The following is a 25,567-nucleotide window of genomic DNA, read 5'->3' on the forward strand; positions in this document are numbered from 1 at the left end:
GGGCCTGGTGGGGCCGCCGGGAGCCGGATCAGCTCTCGGAGCGGTCCTCCGGAGCCACTTCCTTCGCCGGGACGGACTCCGTCACATTGGCGATGGCCGACGTCGAGCCGTTCGCCCCGTTCGTCAGTGACAGCTCCTTGGGGGAGAGCACCGGCGGGCGGGTGGACGGGGTGCGCCGGGAGGAGCCGGTCCACGCGGGGCGGGCCGGGCGCTTGTGGATCGGAGCGAAGATCTCGGCGATCTGCTCCTTGCTCAGCGTCTCCTTCTCCAGCAGCTGGAGCACCAGCTGGTCGAGGACGTCGCGGTTCTCGACCAGGATTTCCCAGGCCTCGTTGTGCGCGTTCTCGATGAGCTTCTTGACCTCTTCGTCGACGAGCGCGGCGACCTCTTCCGAGTAGTCGCGCGGGTGCGACATCTCCCGGCCCAGGAAGGGCTCGGTGTTGTCGCCGCCGAACTTGATCGCGCCCAGACGCTCGGTCATGCCGTACTGCGTGACCATCGCGCGGGCCGTTGCGGTGGCCTTCTCGATGTCGTTCGCAGCGCCCGTGGTGGGGTCGTGGAAGACGAGCTCCTCGGCCGCGCGGCCGCCCAGCATGTAAGCCAGCTGGTCCAGCATCTCGTTGCGCGTCGTGGAGTACTTGTCCTCGTCCGGCAGGACCATCGTGTAGCCGAGGGCACGGCCACGCGACAGGATCGTGATCTTGTGGACCGGGTCGGAGTTCGGAGACGCCGCCGCGACCAGGGCGTGGCCGCCCTCGTGGTACGCGGTGATCTTCTTCTCCTTGTCCGACATGATCCGGGTCCGCTTCTGCGGGCCCGCGACCACGCGGTCGATCGCCTCGTCCAGCATGGAGTTGTCGATCAGCTTCATGTCGCTGCGGGCCGTCAGAAGCGCGGCCTCGTTCAACACGTTGGCGAGATCGGCACCCGTGAAGCCGGGGGTGCGGCGGGCGACGGCCGAGAGGTCGACGTCCTGCGCGACCGGCTTGCCCTTCTGGTGAACCTTGAGGATCTCCAGACGGCCCTGCATGTCCGGGCGGTCGACCGCGATCTGGCGGTCGAAGCGGCCGGGACGCAGCAGCGCCGGGTCGAGGATGTCGGGCCGGTTCGTGGCGGCGATGAGGATCACACCGCCCTTCACGTCGAAGCCGTCCATCTCGACGAGCAGCTGGTTCAGCGTCTGCTCGCGCTCGTCGTGACCACCGCCGAGGCCGGCGCCGCGATGGCGGCCGACCGCGTCGATCTCGTCGACGAAGACGATCGCCGGAGCGTTCGCCTTGGCCTGCTCGAACAGGTCACGGACTCGGGAAGCACCGACACCGACGAACATCTCGACGAAGTCGGAACCCGAGATCGAGTAGAAGGGGACGCCTGCCTCGCCCGCGACAGCGCGTGCGAGCAGCGTCTTACCGGTTCCAGGAGGCCCGTACAGGAGCACGCCCTTGGGGATCTTCGCCCCGACGGCCTGGAACTTCGCCGGCTCCTGGAGGAACTCCTTGATCTCCTGGAGCTCCTCGACCGCCTCGTCCGAGCCCGCGACGTCCGAGAACGTCGTCTTCGGGGTGTCCTTGGTGATGAGCTTCGCCTTGGACTTCCCGAAGTTCATGACCCGGGAGCCGCCACCCTGCATCTGGTTCATCAGGAACAGGAAGACGACGACGATGAGGACGAAGGGAAGCAGAGACAGCAGGATGCCGAGGAACGGGTTCTGCTTGGACGGCGAGACCGTGTAGCCGTCCGGAATCTGCTTGTTCTGGAACTTGTCCTGGAGTGTGTTGGCGAGGTTGACGCCCTGGTCACCGATGTAGCTCGCCTGGATCTTGGAGCTGCCGGAGACCTTCTGGCCATCCTTGAGCTGCACCTTGATGACCTGCTCGTCACCGGTGGTCAGCTTGGCCTCTTGGACCTTGTTGTCATTGATCGCCTGGACGACCTGGCCGGTGTCCACTGTCTTGTAGCCGCCGGACGAGCCGACGACCTGCATCAACACGACCACGGCAAGGACGGCCAGCACGATCCACATGACCGGCCCACGGAAGTATCGCTTCACGTCCATCCATACGGAGCGGTGCCGCCCCGTCCCTCCTGCCATAGTGAGTTTGATAAAGACTTATAAAGACTGTTCTTCGGACGGTACCCCAGCATTGTCACCCGAAGCTGCAGGGGACGACTGGCAATCCCGCCCACGCATGCTCCAACGGCGCGAAACCCGCTGGGGTTCCCGATCGTCTTACGAGGACTGGGACCCGGGGGTTCAGCCGCCGTAGACGTGAGGCGCGAGCGTACCGACGAACGGGAGGTTGCGGTACTTCTCCGCGTAGTCGAGGCCGTAACCGATCACGAACTCGTTCGGGATGTCGAAGCCGACCCACTCCACGTCGATCGCGACCTTCGCCGCCTCCGGCTTGCGCAGCAGCGTGCACACCTTGAGGGAGGCAGGCTCGCGGGAACCGAGGTTGGAGATGAGCCAGGACAGGGTCAGCCCGGAGTCGATGATGTCCTCGACGATCACGACGTGCTTGCCCTTGATGTCGGTGTCGAGGTCCTTGAGGATCCGCACCACACCCGAGGACTGGGTGCCCGCGCCGTACGACGACACCGCCATCCAGTCCATGGTGACGGGGGTGGACAGCGCACGCGCGAGGTCCGCCATGACCATGACGGCGCCCTTGAGAACACCGACGATCAGCAGGTCCTTGCCCGCGTACTCCGCGTCGATCTTCGCGGCCAGCTCAGCCAGCTTGGCGTCGATCTCTTCCTTGGTGATGAGCACCGACTTGAGGTCGGTGCCCATGTCTTTCGCGTCCACCCGCATCACTTTCGGTCGTCCGGTCCCACTTTTCCTGGGCGGCCACCCGGACCGCCCGTGACCCGAGTGAGGGGTCCCGGAGAGCCGCGTGAGCGGTCCCGATGGAGGGTCCGGTTTCAGCCTTGCCGAATCACCAGTCTGCCACCCTGCCGCTGAGCGACGACTTTGCCCGGGAGATTGATGGCTCCCTGACCGCGCCAGCCGGTGATCAGCCGGTCGACTTCTTCGATGTGGCGGGCGAACAGCGAACCGGCCGGGGCGCCCGCCTCGATGGCGGCGCGGCGCAGGATGCGGCGGCGAACGGCGGGCGGCAGGGCGTAGAGCTTCGCGCACTCCAGGAGGCCCGCCGTGTCGCGTACGGAGGCCTCGGCCTGGCGGGCCCAGGCGTCGAGGGCGTCGGCGTCGTCGCGGGACAGCTGTGCCGTCCTGGCGAGGGCCTCGACGACTCCCTTGCCGAGCGCCTTCTCCAGGGCGGGCAGGCCCTCGTGGCGCAGCCGGGAGCGGGTGTAGGCCGGGTCGGCGTTGTGCGGGTCGTCCCAGACGGGCAGCGACTGGACCATGCAGGCCTTGCGGGCGGTCTGCCGGTCCAGGTGCAGGAACGGCCGGCGGTAACGGCCGCCGGCCCCCGAGACCGCGGCCATGCCGGACAGGGAGCGGATGCCGGAGCCGCGGGCGAGGCCCAGCAGCACCGTCTCGGCCTGGTCGTCACGGGTGTGGCCGAGCAGGACGGCGGAGGCGCCGTGGCGCGCGGCGGCGGCGTCCAGGGCGGCGTACCGGGCGTCGCGGGCGGCGGCCTCGGGGCCGCCGTCGCGGCCCACGGTGACGGCGAGGGACTCGACGGGGGTCATGCCGAGCTCGACGAGGCGGGAGACGACGTCGTCGGCGCGCAGATCGGAGCCGGGCTGCAGACCGTGATCCACGGTGATGCCACCGGCGCGGATGCCGAGTTTGGGGGCTTCGAAGGCGAGAGCGGAGGCGAGCGCCATGGAGTCGGCGCCGCCGGAGCAGGCGACGAGGACGAGCGGGGAGGACTCGCCTGGGGGACGGGTGTGGTCGGTGAGGATGTCGTGGAGTACGCGGCGGACCGCCAGGCGTATCGCCGCGACCGCAGGATGGGGACCCATGTCCGGTTCCCTTCATGAAGTTTTCGGGGGGTGAGCCCGAGTCTGGTCACACAGAGTGTGTAGATGGTGACAGAAACGGGCCGTTCCCCGAGCATTGCACGCCTACCGTTGGCTCACGGTCCCTCGGACGGGTGATTGGAGGGGCGTTCACCTGCCGTCGGCCGAATTCGTTTCACGACCTTGCCGTAGGGTTCACGACCCCGCCTTGCGGTGCACCCGCGCGACCCAGTCCGCCGGTTTGGCGATCTCCGTCTTGGTCGGGAGGGTGTTCGGGGAAGTCCACACACGGTTGAAGCCGTCCATGCCCACCTGGTCGACGACCGCGCGCACGAAACGCTCACCGTCCCTGTACTGCCTCAGTTTGGCGTCCAAACCGAGCAGCTTGCGCAGGGCGAGGTCCAGCCGCGAGGCCCCCTTGGCCCGACGCTGCTGGAACTTCTCGCGGATCTCGCCCACGGACGGGACCACGTCCGGGCCCACACCGTCCATCACGAAGTCCGCGTGGCCCTCCAGGAGGGACATCACGGCGGTGAGGCGGCCGAGGATCTCCCGCTGGGCAGGCGTCTGCACGATCTCGACCAGAGACCGGGCCCCGTCGTCCTCCTCACCCTCGGGACGGCCGCCCGCGAGTGACTGGGCGGCCTCCCTGATGCGCTCCAGGACCGTCATGGGGTCGACCTCGGTCTCGCCCAAGAAAGACTGGATTTCGCCCTCCAGGTGGTCGCGCAGCCAGGGCACGGCCGTGAACTGCGTACGGTGCGTCTCCTCGTGCAGGCACACCCACAGGCGGAAGTCGTGGGGCTCCACGTCGAGTTCGCGCTCCACGTGGACGATGTTCGGCGCGACGAGGAGGAGCCTGCCGCCGCCGGTCTCACCCGCCGGGAGTTCCCTGGTCGCCGGGGCGAAGGTCTCGTACTGCCCGAGGACGCGCGACGACAGGAACGACAGCAGCATGCCCAGCTCCACGCCGGTGACCTTGCCGCCGACGGCGCCTAGGACTGCTCCGCCCGGGGTGGTCCCCCGCCGCTCCTGCATCTTGTCCAGCAGGGGTTTCAGGAGCTCCCGGAACCCCGCGACGTTCGCCCGTACCCAGCCCGGGCGGTCCACCACGAGGATGGGGGTGTCGTGGATGTCCTCCGTGCCCATACGAGTGAAGCCCCGGACGTGCTCCTCCGAGGCTTTCGCATGCCGGCGCAGCTCCGCGACGACCTCTCGGGCCTCGTCGCGGCTCACCTCGGGGCCAGGCCGCACAAGCCGTGTCGCGGTCGCCACCGCGAGATTCCAGTCGACCATCTCGGCACCACCGATGCTCGTCATGCGTCAACCGTACGTGAGCGGGCCCAAGTGCGGTGAGGGGTACGGCGCCGGATGCGTCCGTGCTCCGGGGCGCACGGGGCTCGTGGTACGGGCCTTGCCCAGGACCCGGCCGGGCCGGTCCTAACGGCAGCCGCAGCCCGCCAGTGCCGAGGCGGTGCGGTCCAGGGCCGACTGCGCCGCCGACGGGTCGGTCGTGTCGGAGGCCAGGAAGGCGAAGGCCAGCAGGCGGCCGTCGGCGTCGACGACCGTGCCCGCCAGGGTGTTCACCCCGGTCAGCGTGCCGGTCTTGGCGCGCACGAGACCGGTGCCGGACGAGTCGTCGGCGTAGCGGTCGCTGAGGGTGCCCGTGAAGCCCGCGACCGGCAGGCCGGTCAGGATGGGCCGGAGTTCGGGATGGGCGGGGTCACCGGCCTTGACCAGGAGGGCCGTGAGCAGGTCCGCGGTCAGCCTGTCGTCCCGGTTCAGACCGCTGCCGTCCGTGAAGTGCGCGCCGGCCAGCGGGAGTCCGAGCTTCTTCAGCTCGGCGTCGATCGCCGCCGCGCCGCCTTCGAAATCGGCCGGTCGGCCGGTGGCGAGGGCGACTTGGCGGGCCATGGCCTCCGCGATGTCGTTGTCGCTGTTCGTCAGCATCCGCTCGATGAGGGCGGACAGTGGCGGCGAGGAGACCGAGGCGAGGGACTGCGAGCGGTTCGTCGCCCTGGAGGGGCCGGGGGTCGCCGTCTTGATGCCCTTGGCCTCCAGCAGCTGCGCGAACTTCCCGGCCGCGTCCGCCGCCGGGTCCGCGGCGCGGGTGACCGGGCCGCTGGCCGAGTCGTCGGTGCGGGCCTCGTCGACCATCAGGGCGCTGACCGGCGCGAGGTTGGGGTTGGTGCCGATGGGATGCAGGGCGGGACCGGTGTAGAGCGAGGTGTCGTACGAGAGCGTCACCTCGGTCAGATGACGGGCCTTCAGGGCGGTCGCCGTCTCGTCGGCCAGGGTGCGCAGGCTCGCCAGGCCCGCCGCCTCCTTGCGCGCGGTCAGCGTGGGGTCGCCACCGCCGACGAGCACGACCTCCTTGGTGCCGGGCTCCAGGACCGCGCGGGTCTCGATGCGGTGGTCGGCGCCCGCCGCGGAGAGCACGGCGACCGCGGTGGCGATCTTCGTGGTGGAGGCCGGGGTCTGCGCGTCGCCGGCGCCCTTGCCGTACAGCCGCTTGCCGGTCGCCACGTCGACGACCACTGCTGTGCGTCGCCCGCCGAGCGCGGGGTCGCCCAGAAGCCGGTCGAGGGTGTTCGTGAGAGCCTTCTGGGCGGGTGCGGGCACCGAGACGGTGGAGCCGCCGAGACCGATCAGCACGGAGGCGGCGCTGGGCGCGGGCTTCGGCGCCGCGGGGGACGTATCGGAACTACGTCCGTGATCTGCGCCACCCTCCCCTTCTCGCGATGCGGCCCAGTCACGCTCGGCCGTACGCTGACCGGAGGAGTCCCAGGGGCCGACCAAGGCCACCGCCCCGGCCGCGAGTGCCAGGCCCGCGGTGGCGGCGACGGCTGTGAGCTGCGGGGTCGTGAACTTCACGGAACGCGGCCGCACGGCTTGAGCAGCCCGCACCACATGCGGTCGCACGGACTGCGCAGCTCTCGTCACACGCGGCTGCACGGCCTGCGCGACCCGCGTCACGTGCGGCTGCACGGTCCGCTTGATCCGCACCACATGCGGTCTCGCGGCCCGCCAAGCCCTCAGCTCTGGCACGACCACCAGCCCCTTTCGCGATCACACACCTGCGTGAGGGACACTTAATCACCAGAACTATGTGTTGATCATGGAGGAGCCACCGGTGGAGTTCGACGTCACGATCGAGATTCCGAAGGGTTCGCGGAACAAGTACGAGGTGGACCACGAGACCGGTCGGATCCGCTTGGACCGTCGACTCTTCACCTCGACCAGCTACCCGGCCGACTACGGCTTCGTCGAGAACACCCTCGGCGAGGACGGCGACCCGCTGGACGCGCTGGTCATCCTGGACGAGCCGACCTTCCCTGGCTGCCTCATCCAGTGCCGCGCGATCGGCATGTTCCGTATGACGGACGAGGCCGGCGGCGACGACAAGCTGCTGTGCGTCCCGGCGCACGACCCGCGCGTGGAGCACCTGCGGGACATCCACCACGTGTCGGAGTTCGACCGCCTGGAGATCCAGCACTTCTTCGAGGTCTACAAGGACCTCGAGCCCGGCAAGTCCGTCGAGGGCGCCAACTGGGTCGGCCGCGCGGAGGCCGAGGCCGAGATCGAGCGTTCCTACAAGCGCTTGAAGGAGCAGGGCGGTCACTGATCTCTCCTGAGCCCCGCGGGCCGCGTGACCCCTCCTGGGGTGGCGCGGCCCGTTCGCGTATCCGTGCGCATACTGGGGCGTACGGGAGGTGCACGGTCGGCAACAGCGGGAGTGGTGGGTGACGGAGGCGGAGGACCGCAAACCGCAGTCGGACGAGGCGAGGAGTGCCTTCGCACAGCCGGACGGCGTGGCACCGGCGGTCGAGGACGAATCGGGGACCACGTCGGAGTTCGCGGTCCCCAAGGGGCTCGTGCCGCCCGAGGCGGCCGGGACCGAGTCCGAGGGGTCGGCGTTCAGCACCCCGCGCACCTACAGCGCGAAGCACGCCCCGCCCGCCTTCACACCGGCGACCGGCGTCCCCGTGGTCAGTCTGACCAAGGACGTGCCCTGGCAGGACCGGATGCGCACGATGCTGCGCATGCCGGTGGCCGAGCGTCCGGCACCCGAACTGCTGCACAAGGAGGACGAGGCAGGCCCGGCCGTCCCCCGCGTGCTCGACCTGACGCTGCGCATCGGCGAGTTGCTGCTCGCGGGCGGTGAGGGCGCCGAGGACGTGGAGACGGCGATGTTCGCCGTCTGCCGCTCGTTCGGCCTGGACCGCTGCGAGCCGAACGTCACCTTCACGCTGCTGTCTATCTCGCACCAGCCGTCCCTGGTGGACGATCCCGTGACGGCCTCCCGGACCGTACGCCGCCGGGGCACCGACTACACGCGGCTCGCGGCCGTCTACCGGCTCGTCGACGACCTCAGCCACCCGGAGACCACGTTCTCCCTGGAGGAGGCCTACCGGCGCCTCGCGGAGATGCGGCGCAACCGGCACCCGTATCCCGGCTGGGTGCTGACCGGCTGCAGCGGACTGCTGGCGGGTGCGGCCTCGGTGCTCGTGGGCGGTGACGCGATCGTGTTCGTCGCCGCGGCGCTCGGCGCGATGCTGGGCGACCGGCTGGCCTGGCTCTGCGCGGGGCGCGGGCTGCCGGAGTTCTACCAGTTCACGGTGGCCGCGATGCCGCCGGCCGCGATAGGGGTCGCACTCCAGCTCGCGCACGTCGACGCGAACTCGTCCGCGGTGATCACCGGTGGACTGTTCGCGCTGCTGCCCGGGCGAGCGCTCGTCGCGGGCGTCCAGGACGGACTGACCGGCTTCTACATCACCGCGTCCGCGCGCCTCCTGGAGGTCATGTACCTCTTCGTGGGCATCATCGTCGGCGTCCTCATCGTGCTCTATTTCGGCGTGAAGTTCGGCGCCGCGCTCAATCCGGACCAGGCGCTCAGCATCTCCGAGCGGCCCCTGGTGCAGATCGCCGCCGCCATGCTGCTGTCGCTGACCTTCGCGGTCCTGCTTCAGCAGGAACGATCCACCGTGCTCGCGGTGACCCTCAACGGAGGCGTCGCCTGGTCTGTGTACGGGGCGATGCACTACCCGGGCGGTATCTCGCCGGTCGCCTCCACGGCCGTCGCGGCGGGCCTGGTGGGCCTCTTCGGGCAGCTGCTGTCCCGCTACCGGTTCGCGTCCGCGCTGCCGTACACGACCGCCGCGATAGGGCCCCTGCTCCCAGGGTCGGCCACTTACTTCGGGCTGCTGTCGATCGCCCAGAGCAACGTCGACAAGGGGCTGGTTTCGCTCTCCAAGGCCGCGGCGCTCGCCATGGCCATCGCCATCGGTGTGAACCTGGGGTCGGAGATCTCGCGGCTGTTCCTGCGAGTGCCCGGGGGCTCCACCGAGGGACGAAGGGCTGCCAAGCGGACGCGGGGCTTCTGAGCGCCGGGCCTACGAACTCGGTGCGTTGTGCCGGGTGGCGACTGCGGGTCGTGGCTTGTCGCGCCCACGCGGCGGAGCCGCACATGCCACAGCACCGCGCCCCCTTCGGGGCGCGGCTTCCTGGCTCAGTTCCGGGGGTAACCCTGGTTGTACGGGTTCGGCTGCGTGCCGTACGGCTGCTGCGGGTAGCCCTGCGGCTGCTGCTGGGGCGGGTAACCCTGGCCCTGGTCGTAGTTCGGGTCATAGTTCGGGTCGTAGTTCTGACCGTAATTCTGGTCGTAGCCCTGACCTTGGCCCTGGTAGTAACCCTGGTCCTGGTTGCCGTACGGCTGCTGGGGCTGCTGCTGCGGGTAGCCCTGGGCGTACTGGTCCTGCTGGTGCCGGTCCTGCTGGTACGGGTCCTGCTGGTACGGGTCCTGGCTCTGCTGCGGCTGGTGCATGCGCAGCGGGCGCGTCGCGTCGTCCATGACGGGGGCCGTGGGCTGCTGCTGGTAGGCGGCCGGGCCCTGCGGGGCCTCCGGCTCCGGCGGGTTCTTCTTGGCCTTGGAGCGCGCCCGCAGGAACTCGATGGCGATCGGGACCACCGAGACGAGGACGATCAGGATCAGGATCGCCTCGATGTTGTTCTTGACGAAGTCGATCTTGCCGAGCCAGGAGCCGAGCAGCGTGACGCCGGCGCCCCACAGGACACCACCGATGATGTTGAAGGTGATGAAGGAGCGGTACTTCATGCCGCTGACACCCGCGATGATCGGCGTGAAGGTGCGCACGATGGGCACGAAGCGGGCGAGGACCAGGGACTTGGGCCCGTACTTCTCGAAGAACTCGTGGGCCTTGACCACGTTCTCCTGCTTGAAGAGGCGGGAGTCCGGGCGGGTGAAGAGCGAGGGGCCGACCTTCTTGCCGAACAGGTAACCCGCCTGGTCGCCGAGGACCGCGGCGACGCAGATCAGGGCGACGGCCGCCCACAGCGGGAAGTCGAGCTGGTTCGACGTGATCAGCAGACCGCAGGTGAACAGCAGCGAGTCACCCGGCAGGAAGAAACCGATCAGCAGGCCGGACTCGGCGAAGACGACGAGCAGCAGGCCCCAGATGCCGTAGCTGTCCAGGAGCGTGTTCGGATCCAGCCAGCTTGGACCAAGGGCAAGCGTCGTCACGGTTCCGGGCTCCTGAGGGGTGAAGGAAGAGGACGGCGGTCCTGGGACGGCCGTACGGCAGCACATCAGTACTGTCGGCCAAAGCTATCAACGCACAGTGTCCGTGCCAGGTTCCACCAGTGCCCCCAGGATGCACTGTGTGCCCACTGGGACAAAGCTGTGGACCATGGGCATCGAGGAATACGGAGGCGGCCAGGGACCCCGGTCGGACGTCCTGGTCGTGACGACGAACGACGCACCCGGATACCGCGTCCAGCAGGTCATCGGCGAGGTCTTCGGCCTCACCGTGCGCTCCCGGCATCTGGGCAGCCAGATCGGCGCGGGGCTGAAGTCGATGATCGGCGGTGAGCTCAAGGGGCTCACCAAGACCCTCGTGGAGACCCGCAACCAGGCCATGGAACGGCTCGTCGAGCAGGCACGCGTGCGGGGGGCGAACGGCGTGCTGATGATGCGGTTCGACGTGACCGAGGCGGCGGACGTGGGCACGGAGGTGTGCGCCTACGGCACCGCGGTGGTCCTGGTGAAGGAGTAGGGCGCGACCGGCCGCAGAACCGGGATCCGGTGAGGGGCACCCGCCGTGGCGGGTGCCCCTCACCGCCCTACCGTTCAGGCTTCCTGGGAGTGCCGGGCCGCGTTCGCCGTGATCGCGTCCCTGAGGTGCTCGGCGAGTCCCGGGCGCATGGAGTCGTAGTAGGCCTTGAAGCGTTCGTCGGACACGTACATCGCGCCGAGACAGCCGTGGAGCTCGTACGAGCAGTCGTAGAACCACTTGACGATGTGCTGCCTGTGTTCCTCGGCCATGTCCATGGCCCGCTCGCCGGTCGCGGGTTCACCCGCTTCCATGAGGGCGTCGTAGCGCTCGCTCCAGGAGGCGACCTCGGCCTGCACGCGCTGCCAGTCGTCCTTGGTGTAGCGGGCGGCGCGGCGCTGTGACTCGGCGTACTCCGCCGTGCCGCCCCACCGCCGTTCGGCCTCCTCCGCGTGCTCCTCGGGATCCTTGTTCCCGAAGACCTCGAACTTCTCCTCGGGCGTGAGGTTGATGCCCATCGTGCGTGCCTCCATGGCGTGCTCCACGGCCGCGGCCATCTTCTGCAGCTTCTCGATCCGGGCGGTCAGCAGCTCATGCCGACGGCGCAGGTGCGCGCGCGGGTCCGCCTGCGGGTCGTCGAGCAGGACCGCGACCTCGTCGAGCGGGAAGCCCAGCTCCCGGTAGAACAGGATCTGTTGCAGCCGGTCGAGGTCGGCGTCGCTGTAACGCCGGTGCCCCGCGTGGCTGCGCTCGCTCGGCACGAGCAGGCCGATCTCGTCGTAGTGGTGCAGGGTGCGCACCGTGACTCCGGCGAAACCGGCGACCTGGCCCACTGAGTAGCCCACTTCCGCTCCTTCCTCGGTACGCGTCCCACCCTCAGCCCTCACGCCACGTGAGGTGCAAGCCGGAATTCCCGGGGTACCGAAGCACACCATTCGGGATGTTGTGCGCCTTTTGCCCGCTTAGGGTGTGGCCGTGAGCACCGATGCGTCCACGGCGACCCCCTTACGGCGTCTGCTGCCGTTGATCGTGCCCTCCATGGTGGTCGGTGTGGCCGCGGCGCTCGTCCTGCTGGGTGTCAGCCTGCTCGCCGACCGGTTCAAGGACGTCCTGTGGGAGACCCTCCCGGACGCACTGGGCGTGGGCCGCTACTCCGTGCTGTGGATGGTCGTGATGCTCACGGCGACCGGCATCGCGGTGGGTCTGGTGGTGTGGAAGGTGCCGGGGCACGCGGGGCCGGATCCGGCGACCACGGGCCTGGTCGACGTTCCCCTGCCGCCCCGCGTTCTGCCCGGGCTGCTCGCCGCCACCGTCCTGACGCTGGCGGGCGGGGTGAGCCTGGGCCCCGAGAACCCGATCACGGCCGTCAACGTGGCCCTCGCCTACTGGCTCGGCACCCGCGTGATCCCGGGCTCCGCCGTGGGGCTGTGGGTGGGCCTGGCGGTCGCGGGCACGATCGGCGCCCTGTTCGGTACACCGGTGGCCGCCGCGCTGATCTTCTCCGAGGTGCTGGCCGGGCAGCCGGGGCCCGGCGCCCTCTGGGACCGGCTGCTGCCGCCGCTGCTCGCGGGCGGGACGGGCGCGCTGACCATGGTGCTGCTGGAGCACCCGAGCTTCGACCTCGCGCTGCCCGCCTACGGAGGCCCCCACTGGGGCGACCTGCTGAGCGCCCTGGTGGTCGCCTCGTTGGCCGCGGCGATCGGGATGACCGCGGTGTGCGCCCTCCCGTACGTCCACGGCGCCTTCTCCCGGCTCGGACACCCCATGGTGGCGATCTCTGTGGGCGGTCTCGTCCTGGGGCTGCTGGGGGCGCTGGGCGGGCCTCTGACGCTCTTCAAGGGCCTGGACGAGGTGAAGACCCTCGCGGCGAACCCGGAGGGCTGGTCGGCGGGACGGTTCGCGCTGATGTCCGCGGTGAAGCTGGCCGCGCTGCTGTTCGCCACCTCGTGCGGCTTCCGGGGCGGCCGGATCTTTCCCTCCGTGTTCGCCGGGGTAGCTCTCGGGCTGTGCGCGCACGCGTTGGTACCGCAGGTGAATCCCACCCTCGCCGTGGTGTGCGCGGTCCTGGGTGTGCTCCTGGCCGTCACCCGGCAGGGCTGGATCAGTCTGTTCACGGCGACCGTCCTGGTGGCCCAGCCTGCCATGCTGCCCGTGCTGGTGGTGGCCTCGGTACCGGCCTGGCTGATCGTCACCGGACGCCCGCAGATGCAGCTGCGCGCCGACGGGAGCGCGATCCGGTGAACCGACAGGCCCCTCCGATCCGATGAACCAGTAGGGCCCCGATCCGATCAACCAGTGGGACCGTCCGATCAACCAGCAGGACCGTCCGACCGCCGACTCGATGGGAGATCCCATGCCGCTCCACCAAGGTCCCGAGAAGCCCGACGAACGACCGGTGTCCGTCAACCCCTTCTTCGGGGAGGCGAATCCGGTCGGGGGCATGACCGAGGCCCCGCCAAAGCACCGGCTTCCGGACGGGCCGCTGCCGCCCAGCACCGCGTATCAGGTCGTCCACGACGACCTGATGCTGGACGGGAACGCGCGGCTGAACCTTGCCACCTTCGTCACCACCTGGATGGAACCGCAGGCCGGGGTGCTGATGGCCGAGTGCCGGGACAAGAACATGATCGACAAGGACGAGTACCCGCGCACCGCCGAGCTGGAGCGCCGCTGCGTGGCGATGCTCGCGGACTTGTGGAACGCACCGGATCCGGCGGCCACCGTCGGCTGTTCGACGACCGGATCGAGCGAGGCGTGCATGCTCGCCGGCATGGCGCTGAAGCGCCGCTGGATGCGGCGGAACGCGGACCGCTACCCCGGAGCGCGCCCCAATCTCGTGATGGGGGTGAACGTCCAGGTGTGCTGGGAGAAGTTCTGCAACTTCTGGGAGGTCGAGGCACGCCAGGTACCCATGGAGGGCGACCGGTTCCATCTCGACCCACAGGCCGCGGCCGAGCTGTGCGACGAGAACACCATCGGGGTCGTCGGCATCCTCGGCTCCACCTTCGACGGGTCTTACGAGCCGATCGCCGAGCTGTGCGCGGCCCTCGACCAGCTCCAGGAGCGTACGGGCCTGGACATCCCCGTCCATGTCGACGGCGCGTCCGGCGCGATGATCGCCCCCTTCCTCGACCCGGACCTGGTCTGGGACTTCAGGTTGCCGCGCGTGTCCTCGATCAACACCTCGGGCCACAAGTACGGGCTGGTCTACCCGGGCGTCGGCTGGGCGCTGTGGCGGACCGAGGCCGAGCTGCCCGAGGAACTCGTCTTCCGGGTCAACTACTTGGGCGGCAACATGCCGACCTTCGCCCTCAACTTCTCCCGCCCGGGCGCGCAGGTCGTGGCGCAGTACTACACGTTCCTACGGCTGGGCCGGGAGGGCTTCCGGGCCGTGCAGCAGACGACCAGAGACCTGGCCCGCGGGCTCGCCGAGCGGATCGAGGCGCTGGAGGACTTCCGACTCCTCACCCGCGGCGACGAGTTGCCCGTCTTCGCCTTCACCACGGCACCCCATGTGACCGCGTACGACGTCTTCGACGTGTCCCGGCGCATGCGGGAGAGCGGCTGGCTGGTGCCCGCGTACACCTTCCCGGCCAACCGGGAGGACCTGTCCGTCCTGCGTGTGGTGTGCCGCAACGGCTTCTCGGTGGATCTCGCCGACCTGTTCATCGAGGACCTGAGCCGGCTGGTGCCCCAGCTGCGCAGGCTGCCGCATCCGCTGACCCAGGACAAGGAGGCGGCGACCGGCTTCCACCACTAGGACCTGTCCGGCGGAGGGCGTGGCTACTCCTGGTCGCCGGGGTGCGGGGTGCCCGTCGCGTACGGGTTCTCCTCGCCGTCCACCAGGACGCCGACGAAGGGCCGGCCCTCCCCGGCGAAGGTGTACGCGCCGCCCCGGATGCGCTCGATCAGGCCCCGGGTCCACTGTGCGCCGGAGTCGGCGGAGTGGACCCAGAAGTTCATGATCTCGCCGATGTGGCCGAGCTGTCCGGGGCCGTCCTCGGGGGTGTAGTACCCGGTGACGGACTTGCGCCACTCCTCGATGGCGCGCACCCGCTCCTGGAGGAGTTCGAGAGTCTCCGCACGGCCGAGGTCGACCATGAAGCCGAGCGCGGCCGAGAGGATGTCCGGTTTCTGGTCGTACGCGGTCAGCGACCGGCGCAGCAGCGTGAAGTACTCCTCGGTGCCCTTGTCCGTGATCTCGTACTCGGTGCGCGGCGGGCCGCCCGCCGTGGACGGGGCGATCTCGTGGGCGCGCAGCAGTCCCTGTTTCGCCATCTGCTTGAGCGCGTGGTAGATCGAGCCGGGCTTGGCGTTGGACCACTCGTGCGCGCCCCAGTACTCGAGGTCGTTGCGCACCTGGTAGCCGTGGGCCCGCCCGTGCTGGCGGACGGCACCCAGCACCAGGAGACGGATCGCTGACATGCGGTCCAGGTTATGGGGGCAGATGAGGGCGCGGAGGTCAACCCTCCTGCGCCCGGGCGACCAGCCCGAAGGCGGTGGCGCCGTCCAGGGACTCGCGGACGATATCGGCGTGGCCGGCGTGCCGGGCCGTCTCGCGGATCAGGTGGAGCGCCACCCAGCGCATCGAGACCCGTTCCCGCGGGAACCAGGGGGCTTCGGGCAGTGCGAAGGTCTCGTCGAGGCTGGGCACCGAGCGGATGAACGCCTCCGTCTCGGCGGCGACCTTCTCCCAGTACGCGAGCTGCGACTCGACGGTCTCGTCGCCGACGAGCGCGAAGCACTCGTGCCAGGTCGACTCGTCCCGCTCGACGGCGGGCGGCTCGCCCTTGGCGCGGGCGATCCAGGCCTGCTCGGTCTCGGCGACGTGCTTGAGCAGTCCGGCCAGGGACAGTTCGCTCGCGCTCGGCCGGCTCGTGGCCTGTTCCGGCGTCAGACCGATCAGGGCCCGGCGGATCCCGCCGCGCTCGGCCTCCAGGAAGGAGAGCAGTGCTCCGCGCTCGTCACCGCGCGTCTCCGCCGAAACGTGAGTAACCATGATCGCCGCCTTTCATCGGTCCACCTGCCTGGCATCCACTGCCTGGCATCCCCTGCCTGGCGCCTACGAACGTACGGGCCCTTGCGGTCAGCTTCTGTCCGCAAGGACCCGGTGGCGGCAAAGAGACTCAGAACTGGCGGAGCCTCAGAACGGGCGACGTCCTGGAAAGGGGGCCTAGAAAGGGAAGAAGCTGCGTCCGTGCTGTACCGAGATCCACTTCTGGGTGGTGAAGGCGTCGACGGTCGTCTCGCCGTTGAGGCGGCCGATGCCGGAGTGCTTCTCGCCGCCGAAGGGGACCAGCGGCTCGTCGTGGACGGTGCCGTCGTTGACGTGAAACATGCCGGTGTCGATCTGCTTGGCGAAGGCGACACCGCGCTCGACGTCGGCGGTGTGCACGGCGCCGCTGAGCCCGTACGGGGTGTCGTTGACGATGCGTACGGCCTCCTCCTCGCCGTCGAAGGTGACGAGGAGCGCGACCGGGCCGAAGATCTCCTGCCGGAGGATGGCGGAGTCGGCGGGCAGGTCCGTCAGGACGGTCGGCTCGACGAGGTTGTCGGTGGTGGCGCCGCGCACCAGGGCCGTGGCGCCCTCGGCGATCGCCTGGTCGACCGCGCCCGTGAGCGAGTCCGCCTGGGAGGAGTTGATGACCGGGCCGATGATCGTCTGGGGGTCGCTCGGGTCGCCGACCTTCAGCGTCTTCACCTTGGCGACGAACTTCTCGGTGAACTCGTCCGCGATCGAGCGGTCCACGAGAACGCGGTTGGCGGCCATGCAGACCTGGCCCTGGTGGACGTACCGGCTGAAGACCGCCGCGTCGACGGCGTAGTCGATGTCCGCGTCGTCGAGGACCACCAGGGCGCTGTTGCCGCCGAGCTCCAGCACCGCGCTCTTGAACTGCGAGGCGCAGACGGTGGCGACGTGGCGGCCGACCTTGTCGGAGCCGGTGAAGGAGATGACCTTCGGGACGGGGTGCTCGATGAAGGCGTCGCCGATCTCGGCGATGTCGGTGATGACGACGTTGAGCAGTCCGCCGGGCAGGCCCGCGTCCTCGAAGATCTTCGCCACCAGGGAGCCACCGACGATCGGGGTGTTCTGGTGCGGCTTGAGGACCACGCCGTTGCCGAGCGCCAGGGCCGGCGCGACGGACTTCAGGGAGAGCAGGAAGGGGAAGTTGAAGGGGCTGATCACGCCCACGACGCCGACGGGGACGCGGTAGAGGCGGTTCTCCTTGCCGTCGATCGGCGACGGGAGGATCTTGCCCTCGGGACGCAGCGCCAGCTGGATCGACTCGCGCAGGAACTCCTTGGCGAGGTGGAGCTCGAAGCCCGCCTTAAGGTGGGTGCCGCCGAGCTCGGCGATGATCACCTCGGTGATCTCGGCCTCGCGCTCCTCGATGATGCGCAGGGCCTTCTCGAAGACGGCGCGACGGGTGTACGGGTTGGTCGCGGCCCATTCCTTCTGGGTGCGCCGGGCGGCGAGGTAGGCCTCGTCGACCTCGTCGACCGTGGCTATGGTGATCGACGCCAGCTTCTCGCCGTTGTACGGGTTGAAATCGATGATGTCCCAGGAGCCTGTGCCCTGGCGCCACTCGCCGTCGATGTACTGCTGGGCCAAGTCGGTGAAGTAGGACGACATGTGCTCCCTCAATCCCCTTGCTGCCGAGGCAGACATCCGAGTCTGAGTCAGCAGACACATCCGATCAACGTCTGATCAGACGTCATCGTACTTGCGTCCAAAGGGAGTTGGAGAGCACCTCCGAAGAGTCCACGAAGACTCACAGGCGAACAGACTGTGAAGACTCGCCGGAGGCGGTGGGGACGAGATCAGGAGAGCTGGAGCAGTCCCCGCAGCAGATCGCGGCTCTCGGAGGGCCCGGGGCTGTCCTGCTGCAACTGCTTGAGCGCGCCCTCGTACTGGGTGACGTCCTCGCGTTTGTCCAGGTAGAGCGCGCTGGTGAGCTGCTCCAGATAGACGACGTCCGACAGGTCGGACTCGGGGAAGCTCAGAATGGTGAAGGAACCGCTCTCGCCCGAGTGGCCGCCAAAGCTGAACGGCATGACCTGAAGTCGTACGTTGGGACGCTCCGACACCTCGATCAGATGCTGGAGTTGCCCCCGCATCACCTCGCGGTCGCCGTACGGGCGGCGCAGCGCGGCCTCGTCGAGGACGATGTGGAACTCCGGGGCCTTCTCGGAGACGAGGTACTTCTGCCGCTCCAGGCGCAGCGCGACGCGCCGCTCGATATCGGCGGGCGAGGCGCCCCGCATGCCGCGCGCGACGACCGCGTGGGCGTAGGCCTCCGTCTGCAACAGGCCGTGCACGAACTGGACTTCGTACGACCGGATCAGATGGGCCGCGCCCTCCAGGCCGACGTAGGTCGGGAACCAGCTGGGCAGCACGTCCGAGTAACTGTGCCACCAGCCCGCGACGTTGGCCTCCTTGGCGAGGGAGACGAGCGACGTGCGCTCGGCCTCGTCGGTGATGCCGTACAGCGTCAGCAGGTCCTCGACGTCGCGCGTCTTGAAGCTCACCCGTCCCAACTCCATGCGGCTGATCTTCGATTCGGAGGCACGGATCGAGTAACCGGCCGCTTCTCTGGTGATTGCGCGCGACTCCCGCAGGCGCCGCAGATGTGACCCCAGCAGCATGCGCCGCACCACCGAGCCGCTCGACTCACCAGCGCTCACGTTCGTCCGCCTCCCCAACCGTCTTCAAGGGCCGAAGTCTGCCACTAAAACACTTCAAGCAGTACTCGTTCAGTTACAGAAACGGAAAGACTCCAAAGGGGCCACACAGGAAAAGATCAGTAGAGGGTCAACAAGCGGGAAGAAGGTGACAGAAGAAATGGCCAAGAAAGGGTGGAGGAAGGTCCAATTCGGGCGCGTGCACGTGCATCTGCCCTTGCATCTGCTGTACGCATTCGGAACCATGGTCCTCGCGCCACCGCTGCATCGCAACGACCGCGAACACCCGGGAGTGCCTCGCATGGGGACGAATGGATCGACCATGCTCGAGCCCTTACGGCAGGGACTTCCGCCGCTCGACCCCGCGGCCGTGTCCAACGCCGCTTCCTGCGCCCTGCCGGCGCGCTACGAAGCGGTGCGCGAAGCTCGGCAGTTCACCCGCAGAACGCTGGACCAGTGGGACATCGGCGAGCGCTTCGACGACGTCTGTCTGGTGGTCTCCGAACTCGTGACCAACGCACTGCGGCACGCCTTGCCCTCGGACACACCCCGTTCGGACGACCAAGGCCCGCCCGTGCGGCTGCACTTGATGCGGTGGACCTCACGTCTCGTGTGCGCGGTGCGCGACCCCAGTCACGACAGCCCGGTCGCGGGCGACTCGGAGGACTTCTCGGCGGAGTCGGGCCGGGGCCTGTTCCTGGTCGACTCGTTCGCCGACAGCTGGGGCTGGCATCCGCTCGCGGGCACGCTCAGCGGCAAGGTCGTATGGGCGCTGTTCCGGCTTCCGCAGCCGGCCGTCGGCGGGGTTTCGACCGAATAGAGAACCGCGGCGCTTTTTGGCGCCGCGGTTCTACGCGCGTTACGCGCCGCGAGAAGGCGGTTGCGGTCAGTTATGCCGGTTGACCCACTCGAATGCGCGTCCAGGCGTGCGGCACCGACTCACGTCAGCCGGCGATCAGGTGGTCGAACTCGCCGTCCTTGATGCCCAGGAGCATGGCTTCGATCTCGGCGCGGGTGTAGACGAGCGCGGGCCCTTCCGGGAACCGCGAGTTCCGCACCGCCACGTCGCCACCGGGCAGCCTCGCGAACTCCACACAGGAGCCCTGCGAGTTGCTGTGCCTGCTCTTCTGCCAGGCCACCCCGGTCAGCTCGGTCGCAGCCATGCCGTTGTACACGTCATCCAGGTCATCCACGTCGTACACGTCGTGGTCCACAGGTCGCTCCCCGGTCGTGCAGTGGCCGATGTGGCCATTGATGCAGTGGCCAACTGCCCCGGATCATAGCTCTGTTCATGTGCAGATGCTTGGGCAGATGCACGTGCACGGGGGGTGGTCCCACGGTTACAGCTTTTACCGCCATTTGACTACGGCCTGTTGACCGCCCGACTACTGCCTGGTAATCGCCGGGCTACGTCTGGTCCAGCGTCTGCCCCGGAGAACGCATGACATGCGATCTCCAGCCCCCGTGCATGATCTTCCGCGCCATCATCCGTGCAGGGTCGTCCGGGTCGAATCCCTCATGCATTAAGAAGAGACGCGTACCGGGCCCTTCGAGTTTCAACGTTCACGTAATGGCCCAATCCGGAGGGGTCACCGGATCGGCGTCGCCCACCGGACGCACGGCATCCGTTCCGGCTCGTACGCGAGAACCCGCACGTCAACGGTGCCGGAGAGGCGAATCGCCCTCCGGAACGAAGGACAGGTCTCGGTCCGGCACAGGGTTCATGACTTGCCGCCGCCTGGTTCAGTCTCGGCCTCGGTCTGGACCCCGGCTTCGGTGTCCATGTGGTCGAGGAGTTCACCGAGGCCCTTGTGGCAGTCGTGCCAGAAGCGTTCGTACCGATGGAGCCGGTTTCGCTCGGGCGGCGCATGTCGAAGTGGTCGGCCACGGCCTGGACGGGCCGAGGTCCCCTCCTACGCATGAAACATGTCGGCCGGGTGGGGTCAGCGGCCGGTGCCGGAGGACGGCAACAGCGCCATCTCACGCGCGTTCTTGATCGCGCGGGCGGGCATCCGCTGCTGCTGCGCGGTCACCCGGGTGACCCGGCGGCTGCGGATCTTGCCGCGGTCGGAGATGAACTTCCGCAGCAGGTCGCTGTCCTTGTAGTCGATGTACGTGATCCCGTCGCGGTCCAGCGGGTTGGGGCGGGACTCGGTGGCGGGCTTGCGTTCCGGCTCACGGGCCATGAGTCAGACCTCCAGGAGGGAGTCGAAGGCGGGCGGGAGTCGCTTCCAGGCGGCGGGGCCCTCGGCGTACTGGACGTCGGTCAACAGGCAGGGCTCCAGGAGCGGTTCGAGCCCCTCGCGGTCGAGCCCCGGCGAGGTGCAGAAGCAGCGCCGGGTCGACGGCGGTGATCACGAAGGTCAGCCGGAGCCCGCCCGCCACGACGACCTCGACCATGGGCCTTGGGCTCGACCGAGTCCCACAGTTCGACGACGGCGAGGTTCGTCAGGCCCGCATCCGCGAGGCGCCACAGCTCCGGTACCAGATCCTCGCGCAGCGCGCAGCACGCGCAGTCGTCGACGAGCGGGGTCTCGCCCGCCGACACGATGCCGGTGGCGTCCCGGATCGTCGGACGACCGTGCCCGCCGTGGCCGTCGCCAGGTCGTGGTGAAGGGCGACGCCGCCGGGAACGCCGGCGAGCAGCCGTGCGTCGGCGGCCCGCCGCGCATCCGCGTGCAGGCCGCCGACGATCACGACGGAGAGGTGGGAGGACGGCGTCAGCCGGCACCGCCGCGCTTGCCGCCCGCCTTGCCGAGTGCCTGGACGCCCGCCTTGCCGAGCGCGTTACCGACCGCTCCGTACCGGCGCTCGAAACGCTCCACCCGGCCCGCGGTGTCCAGCACCCGCGCGTTGCCCGTGTAGAAGGGGTGGCTCACGTTCGAGATCTCGACGTCCACCACCGGGTAGGTGTGGCCGTCCTCCCATTCGATCGTCTTCTCCCCCGCCATGGCGGCGAGCGTCGAGCGGGTGAGAAAGGCGTGGTTCGCGGCGCGGTCGCGGAAGACGACGGGGCCGTACTCCGGGTGGGTTCCCTCGCGCATGACGGTCAGCGCTCCTCTCGGAAGTCGACGTGCCGGCCGGCGGCCGGATCGAACTTGCGCAGGGTCATCCGGTCCGGGTCGTTGCGCCGGTTCTTGCGGGTGACGTACGTGAAGCCGGTCCCGGCCGTGGACCGGAGCTTGATGACGGGACGGAGTTCGTTGCGTGCCATGACCGGCATACTAATGAAAATGACTCCCATTTTCAAGACGTCTCGGAGAGAGGTGCGTCACTCTTGTCCGCGCATTGCATGCTGACCGGCGCCACACCGGGCTTCGGCAACTCCGCCTCCCACTCCCGCCGGCGCACGTCCCGTCGCTTCGACCGGAACGTCCGGCGCAAGCGCTGCTGGCTGCCGAGCGAGGGCCGTCGCGTACGGCTGCGGCTGAGCGCGAAGGGCATCAAGACCGTCGACGCGATCGGCGCCGAGGCGGCCGTGGCGGCCGTGGCGGCCGTGGCCAGGATCCGGGCCCGCGGGGTGAGGGTCTGATGGCGAAGAAGAGCAAGATCGCGAAGAACGAACGGCGCCGGGAAGTCGTCGCCCGGTACGCGGCGCGGCGGGCCGAGCTGAAGGAGATCCTCCGCCGGCCGTCCTCGACCGAGGCCGAACGGGCCGCTGCGCGGGAGGAACCGCGCCGCCGGCCGCGCGACGCGAGCGGCACCCGCGTCCGTAACCGCGACAGCGTGGACGACCGCGACAGCGTGGACGGCCGCCCCCGCGGCCACCTGCGCACCTTCGGGCTGTCCCGGGTGAATCTGCGGGGCAGGCGCATGCGGGATTCCTGCCGGGCGTCCGCAAGTCATCCTGGTAGCGCGTCACGCCCGACGGCGCCGGCGAGGCACTCCCGATGCCTCGCCAACCCCCTCGGACGATGACCCGACGCCCCCTCGGAACCATGACCCGACGCCCCCTCGGAACCATGACCCGACGCCCCCTCGGAACCATGACCCAGCGACTCCCTCAGAAGATTCGTAAGTTCTCCCGATGTCACGCTCAGGGTGTTCGCGAGTGCGGCTGATAGCTTGCTGCGGTCGTTCCGGCGACCCCAGCGACACCATCACCCTTGGGGGCTTCAGTGACATCGGCGACTTCGGCGACCCTTCCGCGTCGGCGGACCCGGGGCGCGGCCATGGCCTTGGCCGCGGGTCTGGCGGGCACGCTCGCGCTGACCGGGTGCAGCAGCGACTCGGGGTCCGGCTCCGGGAACAGCTCCGCGAGTCCCGGCGCGTCCGCCTCGGGGACGGCCGGCACGGGCAGTGGCTCGGGCACTCCGTCGACGGCCACCAGCAAGTTGGAAGGCAGTTGGGTGGCCACGACCGGCGGCAAGGCCGTCGCGCTGGTGATCACCGGCAAGCAGGCCGGGCTCTTCACGACGGGCGGCACCGTGTGCACCGGGACCGCCGGCGACGAGGCGGGCATGCAGATGATCCACCTCAAGTGCACGGACGGGACCAAGGACCGCGCGACGGGCATGGTCGACTCCGTGAACAGCACGACGCTGAAGGTCACCTGGTCGGGGAAGCTCGGCAAGGAGTCGTACACGAAGGCCGAGGGCGGTCAGCTCCCGTCGGGACTGCCGACGGCGAGCCTGGGCTCCTGACCGGCCCGACCCCTTCCTGACCTGCTCCGACCTGTCCCGACCTGCTCCTGACCGCGGGCCGCGGAATCCCTGGGACTCCGCGGCCCGTTCGCGTGTCCGTCGCTCATTCCATCGGCGCAGGGCGGTCTTTCGGGCCGCATTCGGGACATATGCGGCACGGGAGAGGCGCGCGACAGGGGGGCCGCGCAACGCGTGCCCACCGGTCTGCGTGATGATCCATGAGCACCTTCACGAACCCAGGGGGAAACCCATGCGCGCCCTTCCGATCGCCGTCGTCGCCGCCGCGGCGGCACTCACCTTGACCGCCTGCGACAGCGGCGGCAGCAGCAGCGACAGTGACGGCGGCAAGAAGGCCTCGACCGCCTCCTCCTCCGCCGCCTCCACGGCCTGCAAGATCGACCAGATCGGCATCCAGGTCGGCCCCGCCAACGCCGCCCCGGCCGCCGGCGACACCGGCAACGTGCCCGTCACGCTCACCAACAAGGGCGCCGAGTGCACCCTCCAGGGCTTCCCCACCGTCAAGGTGCAGGGCGGGGGCACGAGTACGGACGTACCCGAGGAGAAGTCCGCGACTCCGCCGAAGCAGACGCTGGCGGCGAGCGGCACCGCCTCCTTCACGATCACCTACGTACGGGGCACGGCGGGCGACGGGAAGAGCCTCGCCGCGACCACGCTCAAGATCGGCCTGCCCGGTGCCGCCACCACCCAGAGCTTCAAGTGGTCGTACGGCCCCCTCGCGGGCAAGACCGGCCCGACCGACCCGAACGCCTCCGTGAGCTCGTTCCAGCCCGCGGGCGACTGAGCGTCTCCCGGCGCAAGCGCGGAGACGCTCGGCCGTCCGGCGGAAGCGGGAAGGCGCTCAGCCGACCAGCCCAAACCGGAAGGCGCGCAGCCGACCAGCCCAAACCGGGAGACGCTCAGCCGACCGGCCGAAGCCGGAAGGCGCTCAGCCGACCAGCCCAAACCGGAAGGCGCGCAGCCGACCAGCCGAAGCCGGAAGGCGCTCAGCCGACCGGCCGAAGCCGGCAGGCGCTCAGCCGACCAGCCCAAGCCAGGCGTCAGCGAAGCGGCGGGCGCGCCCTGACCTGGGCGCGGTCCGCCGCCGCGGCCCCTTCCTGCCACCCGGCCGCGTCGTTGACCCCGCGCAGCCGGGTGGTGACGGTGTCCGGGAACATCCGCTCCATGTGGTCGTTGACCGCCACGTCACGGGCGGCCAGGACGGGCAGCAGCTCCCCCGCCGGGGCCTCCGACGCGACCTCCCCTTCGGCCCCCTCGACGGCGGTCGCCAGCCGGTCGCCGATCCGGTGCGCGTACGCGGCCAGGAACGACTGCCGGAAGCTCTTCGTACGCTTCCTTCCCCCGGCCCGCTGGGCCGCCTCCGCCTTCGTCATCGCGGCCGTGGCCTGCACGAGCAGCGAGGTGTAGAGGAGTTCGACGGCCTCCAGGTCGGGTTCGAAGCCGACGACGGTCGAGAATCCGAGCGACTCGTTCCACACGGCGCGACAGCGGTTCGTGTCCGCCACCGCGTCCAGCAGTACCGCCTTGGCCGTCTCGTACGGCGGCTCGACACCGATGCGGCAGGCGCCGGGCGCGTCCTTGGCGTGCGTACGGGCGGCGAGCAGCGCCTCGTCGATGCTGTGCCGGGCCATCAGCTCCTGGGCCTTGGCACTCAGCGCCTCAGCCTCCTCCGGGAATCCGGTCGCCTCGGCCTTGGCAAGCAGCGCGCGGATACGGGTGAGCATGCGGGAGTCCTGCGGGGCGGCCGGGTGCCGCGTCGTGCCGTGCGCCCCCTGCGCGTCCAGGGGCTCGAGGGTGGGGAGGCGGAGCAGCAGCCGGTACAGCTCCAGCGCGGCGGTCGCGAGCGAGAAGCGGTCGGTGCGCGGGCCGCGGGCGTCGAGCTCTTCGAGCTGCGCCGCCCAGCGCGGGCCCCGGGGCCGCCGGTCCCGGCCGGCCTCCGCGCGCACCAGCTCCGACACCAGCTGCAGGTGTACGTCGTCCAGTTCGCGCCGCACGATCCGTACGACGTCGGCGGGCTGCCAGCCGCGACGCCAGGCCGCGGCGACGAACTCCTCGCCGCGGCGGGCGAGTTCGGCGTCGGAGGCGGGGTCGGCGGCGAGCAACGAGGCGCCCGTGTCGAGGGCCGCGTCGCTGTCGGCGTAGAGCGCGGCCTCGAAGGCGCGCTCCACGGTGCTGGGCGTACTGCTCATGCGTCGATCGTGTCACGCCCGCCGAACCGGACCG

Annotated in this window: 25 protein-coding genes and 2 pseudogenes; 10 read left to right on the top strand and 17 right to left on the bottom strand. The window is 69.5% G+C overall.

Annotated elements, in window-relative coordinates:
- Positions 1–28: 28 nt before the first annotated feature.
- The 5 genes from ftsH to dacB all read right to left on the bottom strand — a co-directional run bounded on the left by ftsH (position 29) and on the right by dacB (position 6,984).
- Complete coding sequence (ftsH, locus tag ABZ656_RS04050; RefSeq protein WP_101399890.1) at positions 29–2,056, bottom strand: ATP-dependent zinc metalloprotease FtsH; 2,028 nt, start codon at positions 2,054–2,056, stop codon at positions 29–31.
- 198 nt (positions 2,057–2,254) lie between these two features.
- Positions 2,255–2,815 (bottom strand): hypoxanthine phosphoribosyltransferase, encoded by a 561-nt coding sequence (hpt, locus tag ABZ656_RS04055; RefSeq protein ID WP_101399889.1) that lies wholly within the window; start codon positions 2,813–2,815, stop codon positions 2,255–2,257.
- 110 nt (positions 2,816–2,925) lie between these two features.
- Positions 2,926–3,933: a tRNA lysidine(34) synthetase TilS gene (gene tilS / locus ABZ656_RS04060; protein ID WP_101399888.1), complete on the bottom strand. Its 1,008-nt coding sequence runs from the start codon at positions 3,931–3,933 to the stop codon at positions 2,926–2,928.
- A gap of 192 nt (positions 3,934–4,125) precedes the next feature.
- A complete protein-coding gene (locus tag ABZ656_RS04065; RefSeq protein ID WP_101399887.1) occupies positions 4,126–5,250 on the bottom strand; it encodes a zinc-dependent metalloprotease in 1,125 nt (374 codons plus the stop codon).
- Positions 5,251–5,370: 120 nt separating this feature from the next.
- Positions 5,371–6,984: a D-alanyl-D-alanine carboxypeptidase/D-alanyl-D-alanine-endopeptidase gene (gene dacB / locus ABZ656_RS04070; protein ID WP_101399886.1), complete on the bottom strand. Its 1,614-nt coding sequence runs from the start codon at positions 6,982–6,984 to the stop codon at positions 5,371–5,373.
- Between the two features lie 79 nt (positions 6,985–7,063).
- On the opposite strand from dacB, the gene ABZ656_RS04075 reads away from it, so the two are divergent.
- Complete coding sequence (locus ABZ656_RS04075; RefSeq protein WP_054237475.1) at positions 7,064–7,555, top strand: inorganic diphosphatase; 492 nt, start codon at positions 7,064–7,066, stop codon at positions 7,553–7,555.
- 118 nt (positions 7,556–7,673) lie between these two features.
- Positions 7,674–9,314 carry a threonine/serine exporter family protein gene (locus tag ABZ656_RS04080; protein ID WP_101399885.1) on the top strand — a complete coding sequence of 547 codons (1,641 nt, stop codon included), beginning with the start codon at positions 7,674–7,676 and terminating at the stop codon, positions 9,312–9,314.
- A gap of 125 nt (positions 9,315–9,439) precedes the next feature.
- On the opposite strand, the gene ABZ656_RS04085 is transcribed toward ABZ656_RS04080, so the two are convergent.
- Positions 9,440–10,471: a VTT domain-containing protein gene (locus ABZ656_RS04085; RefSeq protein ID WP_360264230.1), complete on the bottom strand. Its 1,032-nt coding sequence runs from the start codon at positions 10,469–10,471 to the stop codon at positions 9,440–9,442.
- A 166-nt stretch (positions 10,472–10,637) separates the two neighbouring features.
- Here ABZ656_RS04085 and ABZ656_RS04090 point away from each other — a divergent pair, with 166 nt between their 5' ends.
- Positions 10,638–11,003 (top strand): YbjQ family protein, encoded by a 366-nt coding sequence (locus ABZ656_RS04090; protein WP_101399883.1) that lies wholly within the window; start codon positions 10,638–10,640, stop codon positions 11,001–11,003.
- 74 nt (positions 11,004–11,077) lie between these two features.
- On the opposite strand, the gene ABZ656_RS04095 is transcribed toward ABZ656_RS04090, so the two are convergent.
- Positions 11,078–11,845 carry a MerR family transcriptional regulator gene (locus ABZ656_RS04095; RefSeq protein ID WP_101399882.1) on the bottom strand — a complete coding sequence of 256 codons (768 nt, stop codon included), beginning with the start codon at positions 11,843–11,845 and terminating at the stop codon, positions 11,078–11,080.
- Between the two features lie 130 nt (positions 11,846–11,975).
- Here ABZ656_RS04095 and ABZ656_RS04100 point away from each other — a divergent pair, with 130 nt between their 5' ends.
- Positions 11,976–13,241 carry an ion channel protein gene (locus ABZ656_RS04100; protein ID WP_360264233.1) on the top strand — a complete coding sequence of 422 codons (1,266 nt, stop codon included), beginning with the start codon at positions 11,976–11,978 and terminating at the stop codon, positions 13,239–13,241.
- Positions 13,242–13,353: 112 nt separating this feature from the next.
- Complete coding sequence (locus ABZ656_RS04105) at positions 13,354–14,760, top strand: glutamate decarboxylase (RefSeq protein WP_101399880.1); 1,407 nt, start codon at positions 13,354–13,356, stop codon at positions 14,758–14,760.
- A 23-nt stretch (positions 14,761–14,783) separates the two neighbouring features.
- On the opposite strand, the gene ABZ656_RS04110 is transcribed toward ABZ656_RS04105, so the two are convergent.
- From ABZ656_RS04110 to ABZ656_RS04125, 4 genes are all read right to left on the bottom strand, one after another.
- Positions 14,784–15,425 (bottom strand): PadR family transcriptional regulator, encoded by a 642-nt coding sequence (locus ABZ656_RS04110; RefSeq protein WP_101399879.1) that lies wholly within the window; start codon positions 15,423–15,425, stop codon positions 14,784–14,786.
- Between the two features lie 37 nt (positions 15,426–15,462).
- Positions 15,463–15,999, bottom strand: a complete 537-nt coding sequence (locus ABZ656_RS04115; protein WP_101399878.1) for a DinB family protein — start codon at positions 15,997–15,999, stop codon at positions 15,463–15,465.
- 174 nt (positions 16,000–16,173) lie between these two features.
- Positions 16,174–17,634, bottom strand: a complete 1,461-nt coding sequence (locus tag ABZ656_RS04120; RefSeq protein ID WP_101399877.1) for an aldehyde dehydrogenase family protein — start codon at positions 17,632–17,634, stop codon at positions 16,174–16,176.
- A gap of 188 nt (positions 17,635–17,822) precedes the next feature.
- Positions 17,823–18,647 carry a helix-turn-helix transcriptional regulator gene (locus ABZ656_RS04125; protein ID WP_101399876.1) on the bottom strand — a complete coding sequence of 275 codons (825 nt, stop codon included), beginning with the start codon at positions 18,645–18,647 and terminating at the stop codon, positions 17,823–17,825.
- A gap of 358 nt (positions 18,648–19,005) precedes the next feature.
- On the opposite strand from ABZ656_RS04125, the gene ABZ656_RS04130 reads away from it, so the two are divergent.
- A complete protein-coding gene (locus ABZ656_RS04130) occupies positions 19,006–19,503 on the top strand; it encodes an ATP-binding protein (protein ID WP_101399875.1) in 498 nt (165 codons plus the stop codon).
- Between the two features lie 124 nt (positions 19,504–19,627).
- Here the strand turns inward: ABZ656_RS04130 and ABZ656_RS04135 are convergent, their stop codons facing one another.
- From ABZ656_RS04135 to rpmG, 5 genes and pseudogenes are all read right to left on the bottom strand, one after another.
- A complete protein-coding gene (locus tag ABZ656_RS04135) occupies positions 19,628–19,897 on the bottom strand; it encodes a DUF397 domain-containing protein (protein ID WP_060896084.1) in 270 nt (89 codons plus the stop codon).
- Positions 19,898–20,626: 729 nt separating this feature from the next.
- The gene (rpsR, locus tag ABZ656_RS04140) at positions 20,627–20,869 is read right to left on the bottom strand and encodes a 30S ribosomal protein S18 (RefSeq protein WP_101399874.1); all 243 of its coding nucleotides are present in this window, start codon (positions 20,867–20,869) and stop codon (positions 20,627–20,629) included.
- 139 nt (positions 20,870–21,008) lie between these two features.
- Positions 21,009–21,407: pseudogene (locus ABZ656_RS04145) on the bottom strand (cobalamin biosynthesis protein CobW); the annotation flags it as partial.
- Positions 21,404–21,727, bottom strand: a complete 324-nt coding sequence (locus ABZ656_RS04150; protein ID WP_360264241.1) for a type B 50S ribosomal protein L31 — start codon at positions 21,725–21,727, stop codon at positions 21,404–21,406. The pseudogene ABZ656_RS04145 and the gene ABZ656_RS04150, both read right to left, overlap by 4 nt.
- Before the next feature lie 5 nt (positions 21,728–21,732).
- Positions 21,733–21,897: a 50S ribosomal protein L33 gene (rpmG, locus tag ABZ656_RS04155; RefSeq protein WP_101403641.1), complete on the bottom strand. Its 165-nt coding sequence runs from the start codon at positions 21,895–21,897 to the stop codon at positions 21,733–21,735.
- 63 nt (positions 21,898–21,960) lie between these two features.
- On the opposite strand from rpmG, the gene rpmB reads away from it, so the two are divergent.
- The 4 genes and pseudogenes from rpmB to ABZ656_RS04175 all read left to right on the top strand — a co-directional run bounded on the left by rpmB (position 21,961) and on the right by ABZ656_RS04175 (position 24,128).
- Positions 21,961–22,215 (top strand): 50S ribosomal protein L28, encoded by a 255-nt coding sequence (rpmB, locus tag ABZ656_RS04160; protein ID WP_360264244.1) that lies wholly within the window; start codon positions 21,961–21,963, stop codon positions 22,213–22,215.
- Positions 22,215–22,537, top strand: a pseudogene (gene rpsN / locus ABZ656_RS04165) (30S ribosomal protein S14). Before rpmB ends, rpsN begins: the two are co-directional and overlap by 1 nt.
- A 318-nt stretch (positions 22,538–22,855) precedes the next feature.
- Positions 22,856–23,326 carry a hypothetical protein gene (locus ABZ656_RS04170; RefSeq protein ID WP_360264247.1) on the top strand — a complete coding sequence of 157 codons (471 nt, stop codon included), beginning with the start codon at positions 22,856–22,858 and terminating at the stop codon, positions 23,324–23,326.
- Between the two features lie 250 nt (positions 23,327–23,576).
- Positions 23,577–24,128 (top strand): DUF4232 domain-containing protein, encoded by a 552-nt coding sequence (locus ABZ656_RS04175; protein ID WP_360264250.1) that lies wholly within the window; start codon positions 23,577–23,579, stop codon positions 24,126–24,128.
- Between the two features lie 256 nt (positions 24,129–24,384).
- On the opposite strand, the gene ABZ656_RS04180 is transcribed toward ABZ656_RS04175, so the two are convergent.
- Positions 24,385–25,533 carry a DUF2786 domain-containing protein gene (locus tag ABZ656_RS04180; RefSeq protein WP_101399869.1) on the bottom strand — a complete coding sequence of 383 codons (1,149 nt, stop codon included), beginning with the start codon at positions 25,531–25,533 and terminating at the stop codon, positions 24,385–24,387.
- Positions 25,534–25,567 lie beyond the last annotated feature (34 nt).

The sequence above is a fragment of the Streptomyces sp. NPDC007095 genome (assembly GCF_040634475.1).
In the GTDB taxonomy this organism is placed as follows: Bacteria; Actinomycetota; Actinomycetes; order Streptomycetales; family Streptomycetaceae; genus Streptomyces.